16 protein-coding genes are annotated in these 15,383 nt (G+C 55.3%); 1 reads left to right on the top strand and 15 read right to left on the bottom strand.

The annotated features are described in order from the left end of the window. Nucleotides 1-28: 28 nt before the first annotated feature. From rplE to rpsJ, 15 genes are all read right to left on the bottom strand, one after another. A complete protein-coding gene (gene rplE / locus ACUXHH_RS02140) occupies nucleotides 29-589 on the bottom strand; it encodes a 50S ribosomal protein L5 (RefSeq protein WP_005505001.1) in 561 nt (186 codons plus the stop codon). After that, entirely contained in the window at nucleotides 589-924 is a 336-nt protein-coding gene (gene rplX / locus ACUXHH_RS02135; protein WP_005504988.1) for a 50S ribosomal protein L24, read from the bottom strand. Before rplX ends, rplE begins: the two co-directional genes overlap by 1 nt. Before the next feature lie 3 nt (nucleotides 925-927). Continuing rightward, on the bottom strand, nucleotides 928-1,299 hold the full coding sequence (rplN, locus tag ACUXHH_RS02130) for a 50S ribosomal protein L14 (protein WP_005504986.1): 372 nt from the start codon (nucleotides 1,297-1,299) through the stop codon (nucleotides 928-930). Nucleotides 1,300-2,752: 1,453 nt separating this feature from the next. Continuing rightward, entirely contained in the window at nucleotides 2,753-5,488 is a 2,736-nt protein-coding gene (locus ACUXHH_RS02125) for an LPXTG cell wall anchor domain-containing protein (protein WP_279741277.1), read from the bottom strand. A gap of 473 nt (nucleotides 5,489-5,961) precedes the next feature. Beyond that, nucleotides 5,962-6,234: a 30S ribosomal protein S17 gene (gene rpsQ / locus ACUXHH_RS02120; protein WP_005508401.1), complete on the bottom strand. Its 273-nt coding sequence runs from the start codon at nucleotides 6,232-6,234 to the stop codon at nucleotides 5,962-5,964. Beyond that, nucleotides 6,231-6,470 (bottom strand): 50S ribosomal protein L29, encoded by a 240-nt coding sequence (rpmC, locus tag ACUXHH_RS02115; RefSeq protein ID WP_005504969.1) that lies wholly within the window; start codon nucleotides 6,468-6,470, stop codon nucleotides 6,231-6,233. Before rpmC ends, rpsQ begins: the two co-directional genes overlap by 4 nt. 5 nt (nucleotides 6,471-6,475) lie before the next feature. After that, nucleotides 6,476-6,895 (bottom strand): 50S ribosomal protein L16, encoded by a 420-nt coding sequence (gene rplP / locus ACUXHH_RS02110; protein WP_044150210.1) that lies wholly within the window; start codon nucleotides 6,893-6,895, stop codon nucleotides 6,476-6,478. Continuing rightward, nucleotides 6,896-7,693: a 30S ribosomal protein S3 gene (gene rpsC / locus ACUXHH_RS02105; RefSeq protein ID WP_005504966.1), complete on the bottom strand. Its 798-nt coding sequence runs from the start codon at nucleotides 7,691-7,693 to the stop codon at nucleotides 6,896-6,898. Next, complete coding sequence (rplV, locus tag ACUXHH_RS02100; RefSeq protein ID WP_279741282.1) at nucleotides 7,694-8,059, bottom strand: 50S ribosomal protein L22; 366 nt, start codon at nucleotides 8,057-8,059, stop codon at nucleotides 7,694-7,696. Between the two features lie 60 nt (nucleotides 8,060-8,119). After that, on the bottom strand, nucleotides 8,120-8,401 hold the full coding sequence (gene rpsS / locus ACUXHH_RS02095; protein WP_004005282.1) for a 30S ribosomal protein S19: 282 nt from the start codon (nucleotides 8,399-8,401) through the stop codon (nucleotides 8,120-8,122). 12 nt (nucleotides 8,402-8,413) lie between these two features. Continuing rightward, on the bottom strand, nucleotides 8,414-9,250 hold the full coding sequence (rplB, locus tag ACUXHH_RS02090; protein ID WP_005504961.1) for a 50S ribosomal protein L2: 837 nt from the start codon (nucleotides 9,248-9,250) through the stop codon (nucleotides 8,414-8,416). A 40-nt stretch (nucleotides 9,251-9,290) separates the two neighbouring features. Further along, nucleotides 9,291-9,593 (bottom strand): 50S ribosomal protein L23, encoded by a 303-nt coding sequence (rplW, locus tag ACUXHH_RS02085; RefSeq protein WP_005504959.1) that lies wholly within the window; start codon nucleotides 9,591-9,593, stop codon nucleotides 9,291-9,293. Beyond that, complete coding sequence (gene rplD / locus ACUXHH_RS02080; protein ID WP_458390720.1) at nucleotides 9,593-10,210, bottom strand: 50S ribosomal protein L4; 618 nt, start codon at nucleotides 10,208-10,210, stop codon at nucleotides 9,593-9,595. The genes rplW and rplD overlap by 1 nt, the downstream gene beginning before the upstream one ends. Before the next feature lie 6 nt (nucleotides 10,211-10,216). Beyond that, on the bottom strand, nucleotides 10,217-10,873 hold the full coding sequence (rplC, locus tag ACUXHH_RS02075) for a 50S ribosomal protein L3 (RefSeq protein ID WP_005504955.1): 657 nt from the start codon (nucleotides 10,871-10,873) through the stop codon (nucleotides 10,217-10,219). Between the two features lie 13 nt (nucleotides 10,874-10,886). Continuing rightward, a complete protein-coding gene (rpsJ, locus tag ACUXHH_RS02070; protein WP_004005287.1) occupies nucleotides 10,887-11,195 on the bottom strand; it encodes a 30S ribosomal protein S10 in 309 nt (102 codons plus the stop codon). Nucleotides 11,196-11,683: 488 nt separating this feature from the next. On the opposite strand from rpsJ, the gene ACUXHH_RS02065 reads away from it, so the two are divergent. Continuing rightward, the gene (locus ACUXHH_RS02065; protein WP_458390719.1) at nucleotides 11,684-15,115 is read left to right on the top strand and encodes a Fe2+/Zn2+ uptake regulation protein; all 3,432 of its coding nucleotides are present in this window, start codon (nucleotides 11,684-11,686) and stop codon (nucleotides 15,113-15,115) included. Nucleotides 15,116-15,383 lie beyond the last annotated feature (268 nt).

The following is a 15,383-nucleotide window of genomic DNA, read 5'->3' as shown; positions in this document are numbered from 1 at the left end:
AACGGGGTCTGGACCTACAACGTAGTCGTTAGTTGGTCTTGAACGGGAAGCCCAGTGCCTTCAGGATTGCACGGCCTTCCTCGTCGGTCTTCGCGGAGGTCACCACGGTGATGTCCATACCACGCACGCGGTCGATCGAGTCCTGATCGATTTCGTGGAACATGGACTGCTCGGTCAGACCGAAGGTGTAGTTACCGTTACCGTCGAACTGGCGGTCCGAGAGGCCGCGGAAGTCGCGGATTCGGGGCAGCGCCAGGGTGACGAGGCGATCCAGGAATTCCCACATGCGGTCGCCACGCAGGGTGACGTGTGCGCCGATGGGCATACCTTCGCGCAGCTTGAACTGTGCGATGGACTTCTTAGCGCGGGTAACAATCGGCTTCTGACCGGTGATTGCGGTGAGATCGCGGATTGCGCCGTCCATGAGCTTTGCGTCGCGAGCTGCCTCGCCAACACCCATGTTTACGACGACCTTAACGATCTTCGGGGTCTGCATGACGTTCTCGTACTTGAACTCTTCCTGCAGAGCGGGAACGACGACCTCAGCGTACTTGGTCTTGAAGCGGGGGGTGATCTTGGTTTCGGTCATTAGATGTCCTTACCCGAACGCTTAGCAACGCGCACGCGAACGGTGCGCTCCTTGCCGTCACGCTCTACAGTCTCGAGGCGGAAACCAACACGGGTCGGCTTCTTGGTCTCGGGGTCAACAATCGCAACGTTAGAAACGTGGATCGGTGCCTCAACCTTCTGGATGCCGCCTGCTGCGCCGGTCAGGGGGTTAGCCTTGGTGTGCTTGGTGACGACCTTGACGCCCTCAACAATCACGCGGTTTTCCTTGGGGAGAACCTTCAGAACCTTGCCCTGCTTGCCCTTATCTGCACCGGAAATAACCTGAACCAGGTCGCCGGACTTGATCTTAGCCATGAATTAGAGCACCTCCGGAGCCAGCGAAACGATCTTCATGAACTTCTTATCGCGAAGCTCACGACCCACGGGGCCGAAGATACGGGTACCACGGGGATCACCATCAGTGTTCTTCAGGATCACTGCGGAGTTCTCGTCGAACTTGATGTAGGAACCGTCGGGACGACGGGTTTCCTTCTTGGTGCGGACGACGACTGCCTTGACAACGTCACCCTTCTTTACGGTACCGCCGGGGATTGCATCCTTGACGGTTGCGACGATGATGTCGCCAATGCCTGCGTAGCGACGCGAGGAACCACCGAGAACACGGATGGTCAGGATTTCCTTCGCACCAGTGTTGTCGGCGACCTTCAGTCGCGACTCCTGCTGAATCATATTTCTCCTGTCGTCTCGCCGGTTCCGACTCGCTTTAGGCGCGAGCCAGCCTTGCGGAACATTTTTACGGGATTGGTTGACGTCCCGGGCCCCATCTCTATGGAAGGGGTTAGCGGAAACGCCTGGGGCAAACCCATGCCAGAAGCATTTGGACCCGCGTGAAGCGGGCGTATCCCACCCGTAAGTAGCGGCATTATGCACTGGCACGAGAAGCCCGTGGTTGTGCAGCTATTTGGATACAGCCACACAGTCTTAACACTGTACAGGAAGCAGGTATGTAGCGCAAGAGTTGATCGACTATGATTTCGGTCTCCTCCACCCTATCTCTGGGGATAGCCGGGTTTAGAGAGTAAAACCCCATATCCCACATCACCATCGATTGAGAAGGTCCATTATTTGACACTTAAAGCAGGAGGCCCCTTCGTGTAGTTCCTGACGCATAAGAAACTGAAGGGGCCTCGAGAAATCTATCAAACAATGTGTAAAACAAGGAAGATAGATATTTATATTTTACTACGCTTTACTGTACTTCCACGACAGACTTGCCGCAGCTAGCAAGAGATCACCCCAGTCCTACTCTCCCACCTCACAAGCGCACACACAGCATCAGAGGGAAGGCCGGGACTGTTTTTAGGTATATCGACCGCTCTTCACTCAGTAGCCAGGACACATATACTTCGCGGTACCGTCATGGACAAGAGGCTTCTCCCTACCAATTCTCTTCTAGAGCCTCGCAGTATTCATCAAAGCGCACATCCAGCACGCGGGGAACCTTAATCTGCAGGGTAGTCCTCTGCCTTGTTCATAGCAATGGCGCCATATTTCGCCACCCTTGAACTCCACCAAAGCAGTGCTCTGAAAAAATCTGCTTAAAAATTTAGAAATTAAGGGTCGTTTTTTCAAAAATCAAGTTTTTTGGTAATAAATGTGCTTCAAGGTGCGAAAATCAGCAAGATGTACCATAATAGAAGAGACGCATGCGTCAAATAAGAGGTTCGGTCCTTATCGGACAGATTTCTTGGGTCCCTTTTTCCTCGCTAATCCGTTTGTCTAGGGACCGAACCTCGCTTTGACACAAACCCGCACTTCGGTGCGGGTTTTCTTTATATCTGAGGTACCAGAACCCTACATTTCATCTTTTACGGGCTGTTAACTGGTCAAATATGGACGGGCGAATGCAGAAGGTCCGCCTCGCCCTCCCCTATTTCTCTCATTCCTTCTCTCTCCCCCGTCTCGCTGCTACTTCTGACTCTGGTCTAGGCCTTCCACCTCTATAACAGACATATGGACAAGCTGAAAGGGGCGGTACCCATCGCTTTGATGGGTACCGCCCCTTTCAATGTCTACCGGCAGTTTCAGAGGATAAATCGGGTTCTTAAATATCCTGCAGATCCCGCCCTACCTCTTTAGTTACTACAGAGCGGTAGTATCGTGAGCTACCGTGGGGTACGGACTATGCCTTGCGACGACGTGCTACAAGCACAGTTGCGCCAACGATCAGGGCAAGAACGCCAACTCCAGCTGCAACGACGACGCCCGAAGCACCGGTGTTAGCCAGTGAAGATTTCGAGGGGTTCGAAGAGGTGGAGCCGTTGCTGGAAGAGGTAACATTCTGCGACAAAGAGCCGGAGGTCTTCGGGGCGGTGCTGTCCTTCTTCTGCGCCTCGGACTTCAAAGAATCCGCGGGAGCCTTGGACTGATCATTAGCAGGCTGCTCCTTTGCCTGTTCCTTGGCATCTGCAGGTGCAGACGGAGCATCAGAGGGGTTGGTTACAGGTGCGTTGGCCGACTCGGATGCCTTCGGCTCCGATGCCTCAGGTGCAGGTACCTTATTTTCGGTGCTGAAGGTGTACTCTACAGCAACGCCGCCACGTGCGTTATCGTTCTCTGCCAGGGAACCGGAGAGCAGATAGATAGCAACGCTATCGCCGGTCTTCAGCTCTTCAGACAGGTTAGAGTTCGCTACAGTGGGGCGGTCGATGGTTGCGGTGAAGTTACCGTTTTCATCCGCCTTGATATAAGCCCAGATGCCTGCGCTATTGCCTTCAACACCTTCAAGCTTAGGCTCTTCCTTTGCAGAGATAGCGCCCTTGTTCAGCTTGACAGCGATAATGGAGCCCTTACCATCCCGAGTCTTGAAGCCTTCACCGCGGAAGGTCAGCTTCTGGCCGTCCCAGGTCTTGGGGAAGTAGACCTTTGCGCCATCCTTGTACTCGTGCACAATCTCGTTGGATTCTGCACTTTCGGAGGGTGCCGGGGTACTCGGTTCGGGCTTAGCAGACTCACTCGGAGCCGGAGTAGTCGGCTCAGGCTTAGCAGACTCACTCGGAGCCGGGGTGGGCTCGTTGCTATCAGGCAGACTCAGCTTAGTACCGACGGGGTAAGTGGTAGTCACGCCAGAAGGAGCAGCGGCGACCTGGGTGGTTTCCGCCGGTGCGCAGGTCTCAGTGGTGTCTGCCTTCTTCTCTGCAACAGTTGCGGAGAGCGCTTCACCACCACGTGCGGTATCACCTTCAACCATGGAGCCGGAGAGCAGGAAGACCGATACCTTATCGCCGTTCTTCAGGTTTTCCGTCAGGTTGGAGTTCTCAGTGGTCGGGTACGGCAGTTCAGCAGTAAAGTTACCATTCTCATCTGCCTGGATGTACGCCCAGACACCCGCACTGTTGCCGTCAACGCCGTTGAACTTCGGCTCTTCCTTGGCAGAGATGCGGCCCTTGTTGAGCTTGACTGCAAGTACGGAGCCCTTTGAACCGTCCTGAGTCTTGAAACCTTCACCACGCAGCTTCAGAGTTTCACCGGTGGTCCAGTCCTTCACAGCGTAGAGCTTAGCGCCGTCGGCGTAGGTCTTCACCAGTTCTTCAGAAGAAGTCTGCGCGGTAGGCTTCGCGGTGGTTTCAACGGTGGTGTTGATCTTCACCATAACGCCGGGAACGATCGGGGAATCTGCGTTGTCCTTGCCCTTGGGCTCCGTGCTAGAGGTGCGATATTCGCCGGTGGTCTTATCGATGGTGTAGTCGGTTTCGATAGCGGAAGTGCCTTCGATGCTGCGGGCTACAGCGTATGCGCTGCCATCTGCGGTGACCAGAACATCATTTGCACCGCTAGTTGCGCCGGTAGACACCTGAGAAACAACGGTACCAGTTCGTGCATCAATAACACCGACATTGCCGGTACCGTAATCGGTCACGTACAGCAGGTCACGGGCTTCATCGGAGGCGAGGGCGAGGGCCTGGGTACCGAAAGGAATGGTCTTCTTGTAGGCACCGGTTTCCAGGTCGTAGGCGGTGATACCGGAGTTAGTGCCCTTACGGTCACCCTGGGAGCTGACGTAAATTTCCTTCAGGGACTTGTCTACAGTGACGTCCGATGCGTTCAGAGCAGCTTCAGCATTTTCCTTGTGCAGCTGAATGGTCTTCTCGACCTCGTAGCTCTTGGTGTCAATCACCTTCACGGTGCCGGCGCTCAGGGAGGGCACGTAGAGCTTGCCATCGGCGGAGTCCACGTGCATGTTCATTGCGATGTCCGATTCTCCCTTGGCGTCGGTGAACTCAATCTTCTTGACCAGGGTGTGCGAGGTAGTATCGAAGACGCTAATGCCGCCAGAGCCAGATACAAAGACCTTGCCACTAGAGGGGTCGATGCGTACCTCACGCGGGTGATTGACGTCGCCTTCTGCGCTACTCCAAATAATCTTATTGGTCGCGGGATCGAAGACAGATACCTTGTTGACACGGGTCTGGGTCACCCATACGTATCCGGTTGCTTCGTCGTAGGCAATACCGTAGGGAGATTCGATCTGCTTACCGGTCGGTGCAGTAGCACCACGTCCAATAAAGTCCGCGGTCGGGAACTGGTAGACAGTAGAAAGGCTCGGGGTGGATGCAACGTTCCAGGTGCCGACGCCACCGGTCAGAATCGGCGGGCGTCCGGAAGAGAATGAAGTGTAGAGGGAGGAGGTTGCCGCCGAGTATGCCAGCTGGTACTGGCCGGGCAGACCCTGGTACTGGGTAGCGCTCACTGCAATGTGACGGCATTCCTCAGTAGAAGTCTGGGAGTTTCCGCCGGGAACGGATGCGGAAACGTTTGCCGCAAAGGTAGCGGGAACGGTAGCGAAAGAGCCTGCAACAACGGAAAGTGCGCCTGCAATGGCGAGCAGCTTACGTGAGGGCTTGGGCGAAGAAATCATGCTGATCCTCGATAATATGTAGTGGTACTTCTCCAAAGGTCGTGCAACCTCTAGAAGATGCAAAGCCACCCCACTGATTATTGGGCAAGGTTATGCTAAGCAACTATAAAGTTGATATTAAGTGCCTAGTTAGGTTATTTCAAGTGCTTTTCATCAGGTGTCATAGTTCCTAGACACCTTACTCCCGCATTATTCTTCATTTTTTCATCACAATTCCGTCTCCACATGCGCTTTCTTCTCTAGCAGCGTCTACGCATGGATTGCACCATCAAAACAAGAGAAAAATATTACTCTCTCGTATGACGTATCAAGACATTTATGACAAACATTGTCTTAGCGTCTGTTATTAGCCCATGCCATAGGGCGCGCCCCACCACAGTTCTTCTCGCACGAAGGTTACGAAAAGAACCCCTCTCCTACCTAGGTAGGAGAGGGGTTCTTTTACTGCTCTAACAGAGAATCATGAAAAGGGCTTACTTAGCCTTCTCGATGATCTCCACGATACGCCAGCGCTTGGAAGCGGACAGCGGACGGGTCTCTGCAATCAGAACGAGGTCACCGATGCCAGCAGCGTTCTGCTCATCGTGTGCCTTGATCTTGGAGCTACGGCGAACGACCTTACCGTACAGTGCGTGCTTCACGTGATCCTCGACCTCGACGACAACGGTCTTGTCCATCTTGTCGGAGACAACGTAGCCGCGGCGGGTCTTGCGGTAGCCGCGCTCTTCGTTCTTTACTTCACTCACTTGGACTCACCTTCAGTTGCGGGACGAATACCGAGCTCGCGCTCACGCAGCACGGTGTAGATACGTGCGATGTCGCGCTTGATAGTGCGGCGACGACCTGCGTTAGCCTGACCGGTGACTTCCTGGAAGCGGATGTTGAAGAGTTCCTTCTTCGCTTCGCTCAGCTTTGCAGCCAGCTCTTCGTTGGAGAGCTCTGCGAGCTTATCGATGCTCAGGTCCTTGGATCCTACTGCCATCTCGCTTATTCACCACCTTCGCGGCGACGCACAACACGTGCCTTCATCGGGAGCTTGTGGATTGCAAGGCGCATTGCCTCGCGAGCCACTTCTTCGGACACACCGGAGAGTTCAAACATGACTCGACCCGGCTTGACATTTGCGACCCACCACTCGGGCGAACCCTTACCGGAACCCATACGGGTTTCAGCGGGCTTCTTGGTCAGCGGACGGTCGGGATAAATGTTGATCCAAACCTTACCGCCACGCTTAATGTGACGGGTCATTGCAATACGTGCAGCCTCAATCTGGCGGTTGGTCACGTATGCGGGCGACAGGGCCTGAATGCCCCACTCACCGAAGCTAACCTCGGTGCCGCCCTTTGCGAGACCATTACGCTTGGGGTGGTGCTGCTTGCGGTACTTTACTCGACGGGGAATAAGCATTTATGCCTCACCGTTCTCTGCAGTCTTGGCCTCGACCTTTGCCGAAGCGTTCTCGTTGCGGCGCTCGCGACGAGGACCACGGTTGCCCTGGCGGCGGCGGTCACCATCGCGGCGGTTGCCACGGCGGTTGTTTGCTGCCTGCTGAGCTGCCAGCTCCTTGTCGGTCAGGTCGCCCTTGTAGATCCAGACCTTCACGCCGATGCGACCGAAGGTGGTCTTAGCCTCGAAGAAGCCGTAGTCGATGTTCGCACGCAGGGTGTGCAGGGGCACACGGCCTTCGCGGTAGAACTCGGAACGGGACATTTCAGCGCCACCCAGACGGCCGGAGCACTGGATACGGATACCCTTTGCACCTGCACGCTGTGCGGACTGGATTGCCTTCTTCATGGCACGGCGGAATGCAACACGCGATGCGAGCTGCTCTGCGATGCTCTGTGCAACCAGCTGAGCGGAGAGGTCGGGGTTAGCAACCTCGAGGATGTTCAGCTGAATCTGCTTGTTGGTGAGCTTCTCGAGCTCGCCGCGGATGCGGTCTGCTTCTGCGCCACGTCGGCCAATCACGATACCGGGACGAGCGGTGTGGATGTCCACACGCACGCGGTCACGGGTGCGCTCGATCTCGACCTTTGCAACGCCTGCGCGATCCAGGTTCTTTGCCAGCAGCTCGCGGATCTTTACGTCCTCGCGGACGAAGTCAGCGTAACGCTCGCCGGGCTTATTGGAATCAGCGAACCACTTGGAGACGTGGTCAGTGGTGATGCCCAGTCGGAAACCGTTCGGGTGAATTTTCTGACCCATTTAGCGGCCCTCCTCCTTCTCCGGGGTAGCAACTACCACGGTGATGTGGCTGGTGCGCTTGTTGATTCGGTATGCGCGACCCTGAGCGCGGGGCTGAATGCGCTTCATGGTCGGGCCCTCGTTCACGAATGCTTCGCTGATGAACAGCTCTTCCTCGCGGAAGGGCAGACCCTGCTGGGTTGCCTTCTGACGAGCGTTAGCTACTGCCGAAGCAACGATCTTGTATACCGGCTCCGAAGCTGCCTGGGGGGCGAACTTCAGAATCGCCAGAGCCTCTTCCGCCTGCTTACCACGGATCAGGTTGACGACACGGCGGGCCTTCATAGGCGTAACGCGAACGAAACGCGCTGATGCCTTGGCTTCCATTGCCTATCTCTCTTTCGTCTATTGCCGAAAGGGAAACGTTAGCTTATCGGTGTGAACCGATTAGCGACGCTTGCCCTTACGGTCGTCCTTCACGTGGCTGCGGAAAGTGCGGGTCGGAGCAAACTCACCGAGCTTGTGACCAACCATCGACTCGGTGATGAACACCGGCACGTGCTTGCGACCGTCGTACACTGCGATGGTGTGACCGAGCATGTCGGGGATAATCATCGAGCGACGCGACCAAGTCTTGATTACGTTCTTGGTGCCCTTCTCGTTCTGAGCTGCAACCTTCAGGTAGAGGTGCTGATCAACGAAAGGGCCCTTCTTCAAACTACGAGGCATGTTTCAGGCTCCTTAGCGCTTCTTGCCAGTACGACGGCGACGAACGATGAGCTTGTCGCTTTCCTTGTTGGGACGGCGGGTACGACCCTCGGGCTTACCGTTGGGGTTAACGGGGTGACGACCACCGGAGGTCTTACCCTCACCACCACCGTGCGGGTGGTCAACCGGGTTCATGACCACACCACGGACGGTCGGGCGGATGCCCTTCCAGCGGTTACGGCCTGCCTTACCCCAGTTGATGTTGGACTGCTCAGCGTTGCCAACTTCACCAACGGTTGCGCGGCAACGAACATCCACGTTGCGGATTTCGCCGGAGGGCAGACGGAGCTGACCGTACTTGCCTTCCTTAGCAACCAGCTGTACAGAAGCACCTGCGGAACGAGCCAGCTTTGCGCCGCCACCGGGACGGAGCTCGACACAGTGAATCACGGTACCAACGGGGATGTTGCGCAGGGGCAGGTTGTTACCGGGCTTGATGTCAGCTGCGGGGCCGGACTCGACGATGTCGCCCTGAGCGAGCTTGTTCGGAGCGATGATGTAGCGCTTGGAACCATCGAAGTAGTGCAGCAGCGCGATGCGAGCGGTACGGTTGGGATCGTACTCGATGTGTGCAACGCGTGCGTTAACGCCGTCCTTGTCGTGACGACGGAAGTCGATGAGACGGTACTGGCGCTTGTGGCCGCCACCCTTGTGACGGGTGGTGATGCGGCCGGTGTTGTTACGGCCGCCGGTCTTGTGAAGCGGACGAAGCAGGGACTTTTCCGGGGTGGAGCGGGTGATCTCGGAGAAATCAGCAACGCTCGAACCGCGGCGACCCGGGGTCGTCGGCTTGTACTTACGAATACCCATTTAGATATTTCTTCCTTCGTTAAAGTGGTCTCCGCGGGACTTATGCCTGCGGACCGCCGAAGATGTCGATGGTGCCTTCCTTGAGGGTCACAATCGCACGCTTGGTGTTCTTGCGAGCGCCCCAACCGAAACGGGTGCGCTTGCGCTTGCCCTGACGGTTGATGGTGTTGACGGAAGCAACCTTGACGTCAAAGATCTTCTCGATGGCCTGCTTGATTTCCAGCTTGTTGGAATCGGTTGCGACCTCGAAGGTGTACTTACCTTCGTCGAGCTGACCGTAGCTCTTCTCGGAAACGACGGGAGCGATGATCACGTCGTATACAGACTTGGTGGAAACGCTCATTACTTAGCGCCCTCCTTCTTCTGAGCTGCAGCAACGAATGCGTCGAATGCTGCCTTGGTGAAGACCACGTCGTCCGAAACCAGCACATCGTAGGTGTTGAGCTGATCTGCGTACAGAACGTGGACGTTCTCCAGGTTACGTGCGGACAGAGCCACAACGTCCTCTGCACGAGCAATCACAAGAAGGATGTTCTTGCGCTCGGTGATAGCTGCGAATGCAGCCTTTGCAGCCTTGGTCGAGGGGGTTTCACCGGAGATTAAGTTCTCGACAACGTGGACGCGGTCGTGACGAGCGCGATCGGAGAGAGCACCGCGCAGTGCAGCGGCAATCATCTTCTTGGGGGTGCGCTGTGCGTAGTTACGCGGGGTCGGACCGTGAACAACGCCACCGCCGGTCATGTGCGGTGCGCGGATGGAGCCCTGACGTGCGTTACCGGTACCCTTCTGCTTGAAGGGCTTACGGCCTGCACCGGAAACCTCGCCGCGGTTCTTGGTCTTGTGGGTGCCCTGGCGTGCAGCAGCGAGCTGTGCAACGACAACCTGGTGCAGCAGGGGCACGGATGCCTGCGCGTCGAAAATCTCTGCGGGCAGGTCTACCTTAAGGGTCTTAACAGCCATGATGTATTAGGCTCCCTTCACAGCGGTACGAACCAGAACAACGCCGCCCTTGGGACCGGGGATTGCGCCCTTGATCAGCAGGACATTGTTCTCTGCGTCCACACCCTGGATAGTCAGGTTCAAGGTAGTGTGACGTGCTGCGCCCATACGGCCAGCCATGCGCATACCCTTGAACACGCGTGCGGGGTAGGATGCGCCACCGATGGAACCGGGCTTACGGTGGTTCTTGTGCTGACCGTGAGACGCGCCAACACCCTTGAAGCCGTGACGCTTCATAACACCTGCGAAGCCCTTACCCTTGGTCTTACCAACGACGTCGACCTTCTGGCCTGCTTCGAAGAGCTCAACGGTCAGTTCCTGACCGAGGGAATACTCAGAAGCATCTGCGGTACGCAGCTCGACGATGTGGCGACGGGGGGTAACACCGGCCTTCTCGAAGTGACCAGCCAGGGGCTTGGTAACCTTGCGAGAGTCGATTGCACCGAAACCAATCTGAACAGCTTCGTAGCCGTCAGTTTCCTGGTTACGGATCTGGGTAACAACGTTAGAATCAGCCTTGACGACGGTGACGGGCACAAACTTGCCGTCCTCGTCCCAGACCTGGGTCATGCCGAGCTTGGTGCCCAACAGGCCCTTCACCTGGCGCTCGAATTTATTAGTCATTAGATGCGATCCTCTACAGCTTGATCTCGATGTTTACGTCTGCCGGCAGGTCGAGACGCATGAGGGCATCAACAGCCTTGGGGGTCGGATCAACAACGTCGATCAGACGCTTGTGCGTACGCATCTCGAAGTGCTCGCGGCTGTCCTTGTACTTGTGGGGAGAACGGATAACACAGTAAACGTTCTTCTCGGTCGGCAGCGGCACGGGGCCAACTACAGTTGCGCCTGCGCCCTTTACCGTTTCGACGATTTTCCGTGCCGAAGAATCGATGACCTCGTGGTCATAGGACTTCAGACGGATGCGGATTTTCTGTCCCGCCATCTGTCGGACTCTCTTTCTTGATGTATTCCCTGTATCGGAGCTTTTGCCCCTTTGTTATAGCGCTTAAGGAACGCGATATATTCATCACGTGCGCCACTCAGAACGGACTGAATCCGGCTTTGCCGGGTTCCTCACCCCGCCTGAGTACCGACCCCCGAACTCGGGCGTGTCGCCTATTTTCTAGACAGACTCATCCCGTCATCCTTCGGACCGGGTCATACGTGGGCCTACCTTTAGTGCAGGTAGACGCTTTGACAACGTCGTCAATTCTCTCAGAGATAGAGCGCTTGCGCAATACAAACACGAGTTAAGTGCTTAAGAACACTTAACTATCTCTATCAGCCGGGGGGGTGCCCCCCCCCGATGTAGCTCTCAGGGAGCTTTCAATCTATTTTCAGTAAGTTCCATGCGCTTTATGCCCGCAATAAAGGTTTTAGTGCTGAAAGCTCTCGTATTGTAGAAGTATCACTACAGCCTAAGGAGAAACTATGTCTCAGCCGACACAACCTCATCAGGCGCCCTCTAGCTCTCACTCATCAACCCAGAGCCCTCAGCATGTTCAGCAACCGGCTCTTGGTACGCATACTCCCTCTACGGTAGCGGGCGTATATTCTCAGCCTCCTGTACAACGACGCCGAGTCAATGAAGACATCTTCCTCAATATTGTTCTGTACATTGGCTCGCTCTTGCTTATAGGTGCCGCTGGTCTTTTCGTCACCTCGGTTACCTCTTCTAAGGATGAGACTGCTATTGTCCGCGTCGTCGCATTGGGTCTCGGAGCCGTCCTCTTCTATTCTGCCGGTCTGCTCACCTACCGTTTCGTTGAGCGTTTACGTATCGCCTCCTACTCTTTTGCAGCGACCGGTCTGGCGTTTATCCCTCTGACCGGTATCGCCGTCTATGTCCTTGAGATTTGGACAGAGGGACGTTACATCTGGTTTCTCACCTCCCTAGTTGGCACAGCCGCCATTGTGGGAGCCTGTACTCTCATGCGCAACCGCGTGATGGCGTACCTGCTGATTTCGTTTATCGTTTCGGACTCTCTGTCAGCAACAAAAGTCGCCTACCTGCCTTTTGTCTGGTATTTCGTCTCGTTGACCGTTGTTGCCACCGTACTGGGACTGATTTTGCACTTTGCGCCGAACGCTGCGCCGAAGGGCATCCGCGAAGGTCTCGTTGATTCTTCTCGTATTTTCGTTCCGGCTACGGCCATCGCTATTTTCTTCTTCACTAACGATCTGAGCTACACGGACGCGGGTATTGCTTTTGCGCTTATGTCTGTGCACGCCATTCTGTTCACCTGGCTGAACGGTACAGCGGATAACTACGCTCAGGCTCGTATCTACCCCATTGCTTCAGTCCTGTGCTTCGTTCTGGATTTGAATCACGGCCCATGGTTACCGAGTATTTTCTTTGTTTCAGTTCTGCTTGTGAACATAATTTCCGTATACGCTTTTGTCCCGCGTTTGCAGCAGAACATTGGTGAGATGGTTGACTCTCACGAGTATTATGTCGCTCCGAATCAGCAGATGCCCCCTATTCCCTGGGCTCAGGATGCTCTTCAGCCTCGTACTGGCAAGAAGGCATGGCTACCTGCCGTTGACGCGTGCATCGGTGTTTTCTTCTCCTTCTTGACGGTCCTGGATGCATTCTACGCAACTTATGCGACTCACAGCTCGGCACATGTAACACGCTGGAGCACTTTCCTTCCCTATGCAGAAGGCCAGCAGGGGCTCTTCCCCGCTCCCTGGGTTATTGGCGTCCTGTGCATTGTGAGTTTCTTGCTCTACCGCAAGGCAGTTCAGCCTCTGGTGCTCATGATTTTTGCGGCAGTCATTCCTGTGATTGCCATGTATCTCTCCCCCAATAGTCAGGGCACCTTCTATCTCTTCTTTGCCGCTGCTATTGTTATCTACCTGCTCAGTGCTAAAGCCCCTGAGATGCGAACTGCTGGAGCTGTGCTCAGCAATATTGGTTATGCCATCGGCATGATTCAGCTCTTCCTTGCTCTCATTCCCGAGATGCAAACTTCTGAATCGCCTCTGATGTTTGCTATGGTCTGCTCAGCTATCGCGCTACTGACCTTTGCGTTCTCTCAGAATGGGGCAGCGCAGAATGCGAGCTACCGACTCAATGAGATGGCGGCATACCTCATCTTGGGCGTCTTCGCGTTGTTTGCAGGATATAGCATCAGCATTATTGACGGTGCCGTACATGACCGCTTCTGGATCATTTTCTCCCTGTTCGCTGGAGCCGTTCTTTTCGTCAGCACTCTGAGCGCTCTTCTGCTGGGTCGGGCCCTGCAACTTCCGGATATTGTTGGTTCTGTCCGCTCCACCGTGGTCAGCGCCGTGCGTATCGCGCTCTACACAGCCCTCGCCATCGCTATGATTGGCTCTCGACACTATCTGCTCTTCGGTCCGCAGAAAGAATATGTTGCAGTAGCTTTGCCTGCCGTTCTGACGGTCATTTACGTGGCACTTGGCCTTTTCATTGCTGCAGGTTCTTCGGTCCGTTCCGAGCTACTCACTATTGCTCGTTTCCCCATCTGCTGGTCTGTTGTTCTGCTCGCCATCAGCGGCAACGTGAAGGATTCTGTAGTCAACTTCCTGTTCATTGTTCTGCTGGTTGGTCAAGCTCTGTGTAGCGTACTGCTCTACGCACGTTCCAAGCGAATCTACGAGGCGTACGCAGCAGCGAGCTTCTTCACCCTTGGCGCTGTACTGAGCGCAGTCCACACTATGGCAGATATTGATCAGCTTCTGCTTTCAGTAGCTGCTCCGGCTCTCCTGATTGTTCTCTGGGCGGTGGCAATCTTCTTCAAGGCGCCTTACATGCAGATTGGCGCTTCCACCAGCGTTACCATTTTCTGCATTGGCTCCCTGTGGAATCTCTTCCACGCTAAGAAGAGCATCATGGAAGTCACTCTTCTGGGGTACTACACGCTCTTTGCCGTTATTATCCTTTTCGTTCTGAAGGTGATGCTCCCGGTCGAGGTCTCTGGTGCAAAGGCTACTATTCGTCCGTACATCTCTGTCCCGGCCGGTAATAGGACGGTTAAGCTGCCGATGCACGGTCCGCTCGGTTCGCCCTATCCGCGTTTTACGCCGCGCCACTCCCTGGCCCAAGCGATCTACGCTCCGGTCAATACGTTGCTGATGATTCCGGCGCTGTGCGTGTTGGGATTCATGACGTTCTTCGGCTTGATTTTCGATTACGAGCAGGTGGAGCTCAACGCCCTTCTTTGGGGTTTGTTTGCTCTATCCTTCGTATCGGTCTCTAAGCCTAAGAGTCTGCCAGCTATTGGCACTGTTGCGTTCAGCCTTTTCATTGCCCGTCTGGTCCTTGATTACTTAGACTACAACCCGCTGAGTGTGATTCTTGAGGTTATTCTTCTGGCGCTCCTGGCGTTCACCGCTGCGAAGGTCCTCAGCAACCTCATTGTAAAGAAGCCGTTGGATACGCAGGTATCGGACGCTCCCTTGTACTGGGCTTTGGGTCTGCAGGTATTCCTCACCTTGGTAACATGGGCAGTTCCTGCTGACGGTCCGGATATCGTGGTCCTGGTACTCGGTATCGCGTTGACTCTTCTGAGCGCTCTGCTGCTCGACCGAGTCTGGACCTATATTGCGGCCGCCTTGGTCACCCTCGACCTAGCGATTTTGCTCACCGGTCTGAACCCGCTCACCCTGTTCATCATCTCTATTCTGCTCATCGCAGGCGTTATCTGGCGTCTGCTGGCTCGACAGAATAAGCAGGATGCTGTCGCATCCCAGCAAGGTCCCGCTCAGGTTGTTGGCTACCCCCAGGAGCCCCAGACTGAAGGTACCTACCCTCAGAACCAGGTGGCTAACGCTCAGGTGCAGCAACGCCAGGTTGCTCCGCAGGGCTACCAGCCTCGTGACGAAGAAAATATCTAGCCTGCTGCAGATATAGGTTATGCTACTGCAGCATTCTGTAGTAGGACTACCTATGTCCCTTCCGAGGGGGCAGTCATTCGAATTGCGGTTCCCAGCCTTCGGGCTGGGAACCGTTTTTCTTTACTCTCAAGCAACCAGCTTTAGTTTTCTCTGCACCAAGAAATCAGCTTTTGTTCTTCGCTTCTCAGATCCTCTATCTTCACCCTCTCCGTTTGTGCTCGGCAAGAGCGCTTGTATGGTTCCTGAGTGTCACTTATAGGGGGATAGT

It is taken from the genome of Rothia sp. 110740021-2 (genome assembly GCF_054263775.1).
This window is presented reverse-complemented; position numbering and strand designations above follow the sequence as displayed.

Excerpts from the sequence above, each read along its gene's own strand:
- rplE (WP_005505001.1), bottom strand. The coding sequence starts at position 589 with ATGACCGAAACCAAGATCACCCCCCGCTTCAAGACCAAGTACGCTGAG.
- rplX (WP_005504988.1), bottom strand. The coding sequence starts at position 924 with ATGGCTAAGATCAAGTCCGGCGACCTGGTTCAGGTTATTTCCGGTGCA.
- rplN (WP_005504986.1), bottom strand. The coding sequence starts at position 1,299 with ATGATTCAGCAGGAGTCGCGACTGAAGGTCGCCGACAACACTGGTGCG.
- ACUXHH_RS02125 (WP_279741277.1), bottom strand. The coding sequence starts at position 5,488 with ATGATTTCTTCGCCCAAGCCCTCACGTAAGCTGCTCGCCATTGCAGGC.
- rpmC (WP_005504969.1), bottom strand. The coding sequence starts at position 6,470 with ATGGCAGTAGGATCCAAGGACCTGAGCATCGATAAGCTCGCAGAGCTC.
- rplP (WP_044150210.1), bottom strand. The coding sequence starts at position 6,895 with ATGCTTATTCCCCGTCGAGTAAAGTACCGCAAGCAGCACCACCCCAAG.
- rpsC (WP_005504966.1), bottom strand. The coding sequence starts at position 7,693 with ATGGGTCAGAAAATTCACCCGAACGGTTTCCGACTGGGCATCACCACT.
- rplV (WP_279741282.1), bottom strand. The coding sequence starts at position 8,059 with ATGGAAGCCAAGGCATCAGCGCGTTTCGTTCGCGTTACGCCTATGAAG.
- rpsS (WP_004005282.1), bottom strand. The coding sequence starts at position 8,401 with ATGCCTCGTAGTTTGAAGAAGGGCCCTTTCGTTGATCAGCACCTCTAC.
- rplB (WP_005504961.1), bottom strand. The coding sequence starts at position 9,250 with ATGGGTATTCGTAAGTACAAGCCGACGACCCCGGGTCGCCGCGGTTCG.
- rplW (WP_005504959.1), bottom strand. The coding sequence starts at position 9,593 with ATGAGCGTTTCCACCAAGTCTGTATACGACGTGATCATCGCTCCCGTC.
- rplD (WP_458390720.1), bottom strand. The coding sequence starts at position 10,210 with ATGGCTGTTAAGACCCTTAAGGTAGACCTGCCCGCAGAGATTTTCGAC.
- rplC (WP_005504955.1), bottom strand. The coding sequence starts at position 10,873 with ATGACTAATAAATTCGAGCGCCAGGTGAAGGGCCTGTTGGGCACCAAG.
- rpsJ (WP_004005287.1), bottom strand. The coding sequence starts at position 11,195 with ATGGCGGGACAGAAAATCCGCATCCGTCTGAAGTCCTATGACCACGAG.
- ACUXHH_RS02065 (WP_458390719.1), top strand. The coding sequence starts at position 11,684 with ATGTCTCAGCCGACACAACCTCATCAGGCGCCCTCTAGCTCTCACTCA.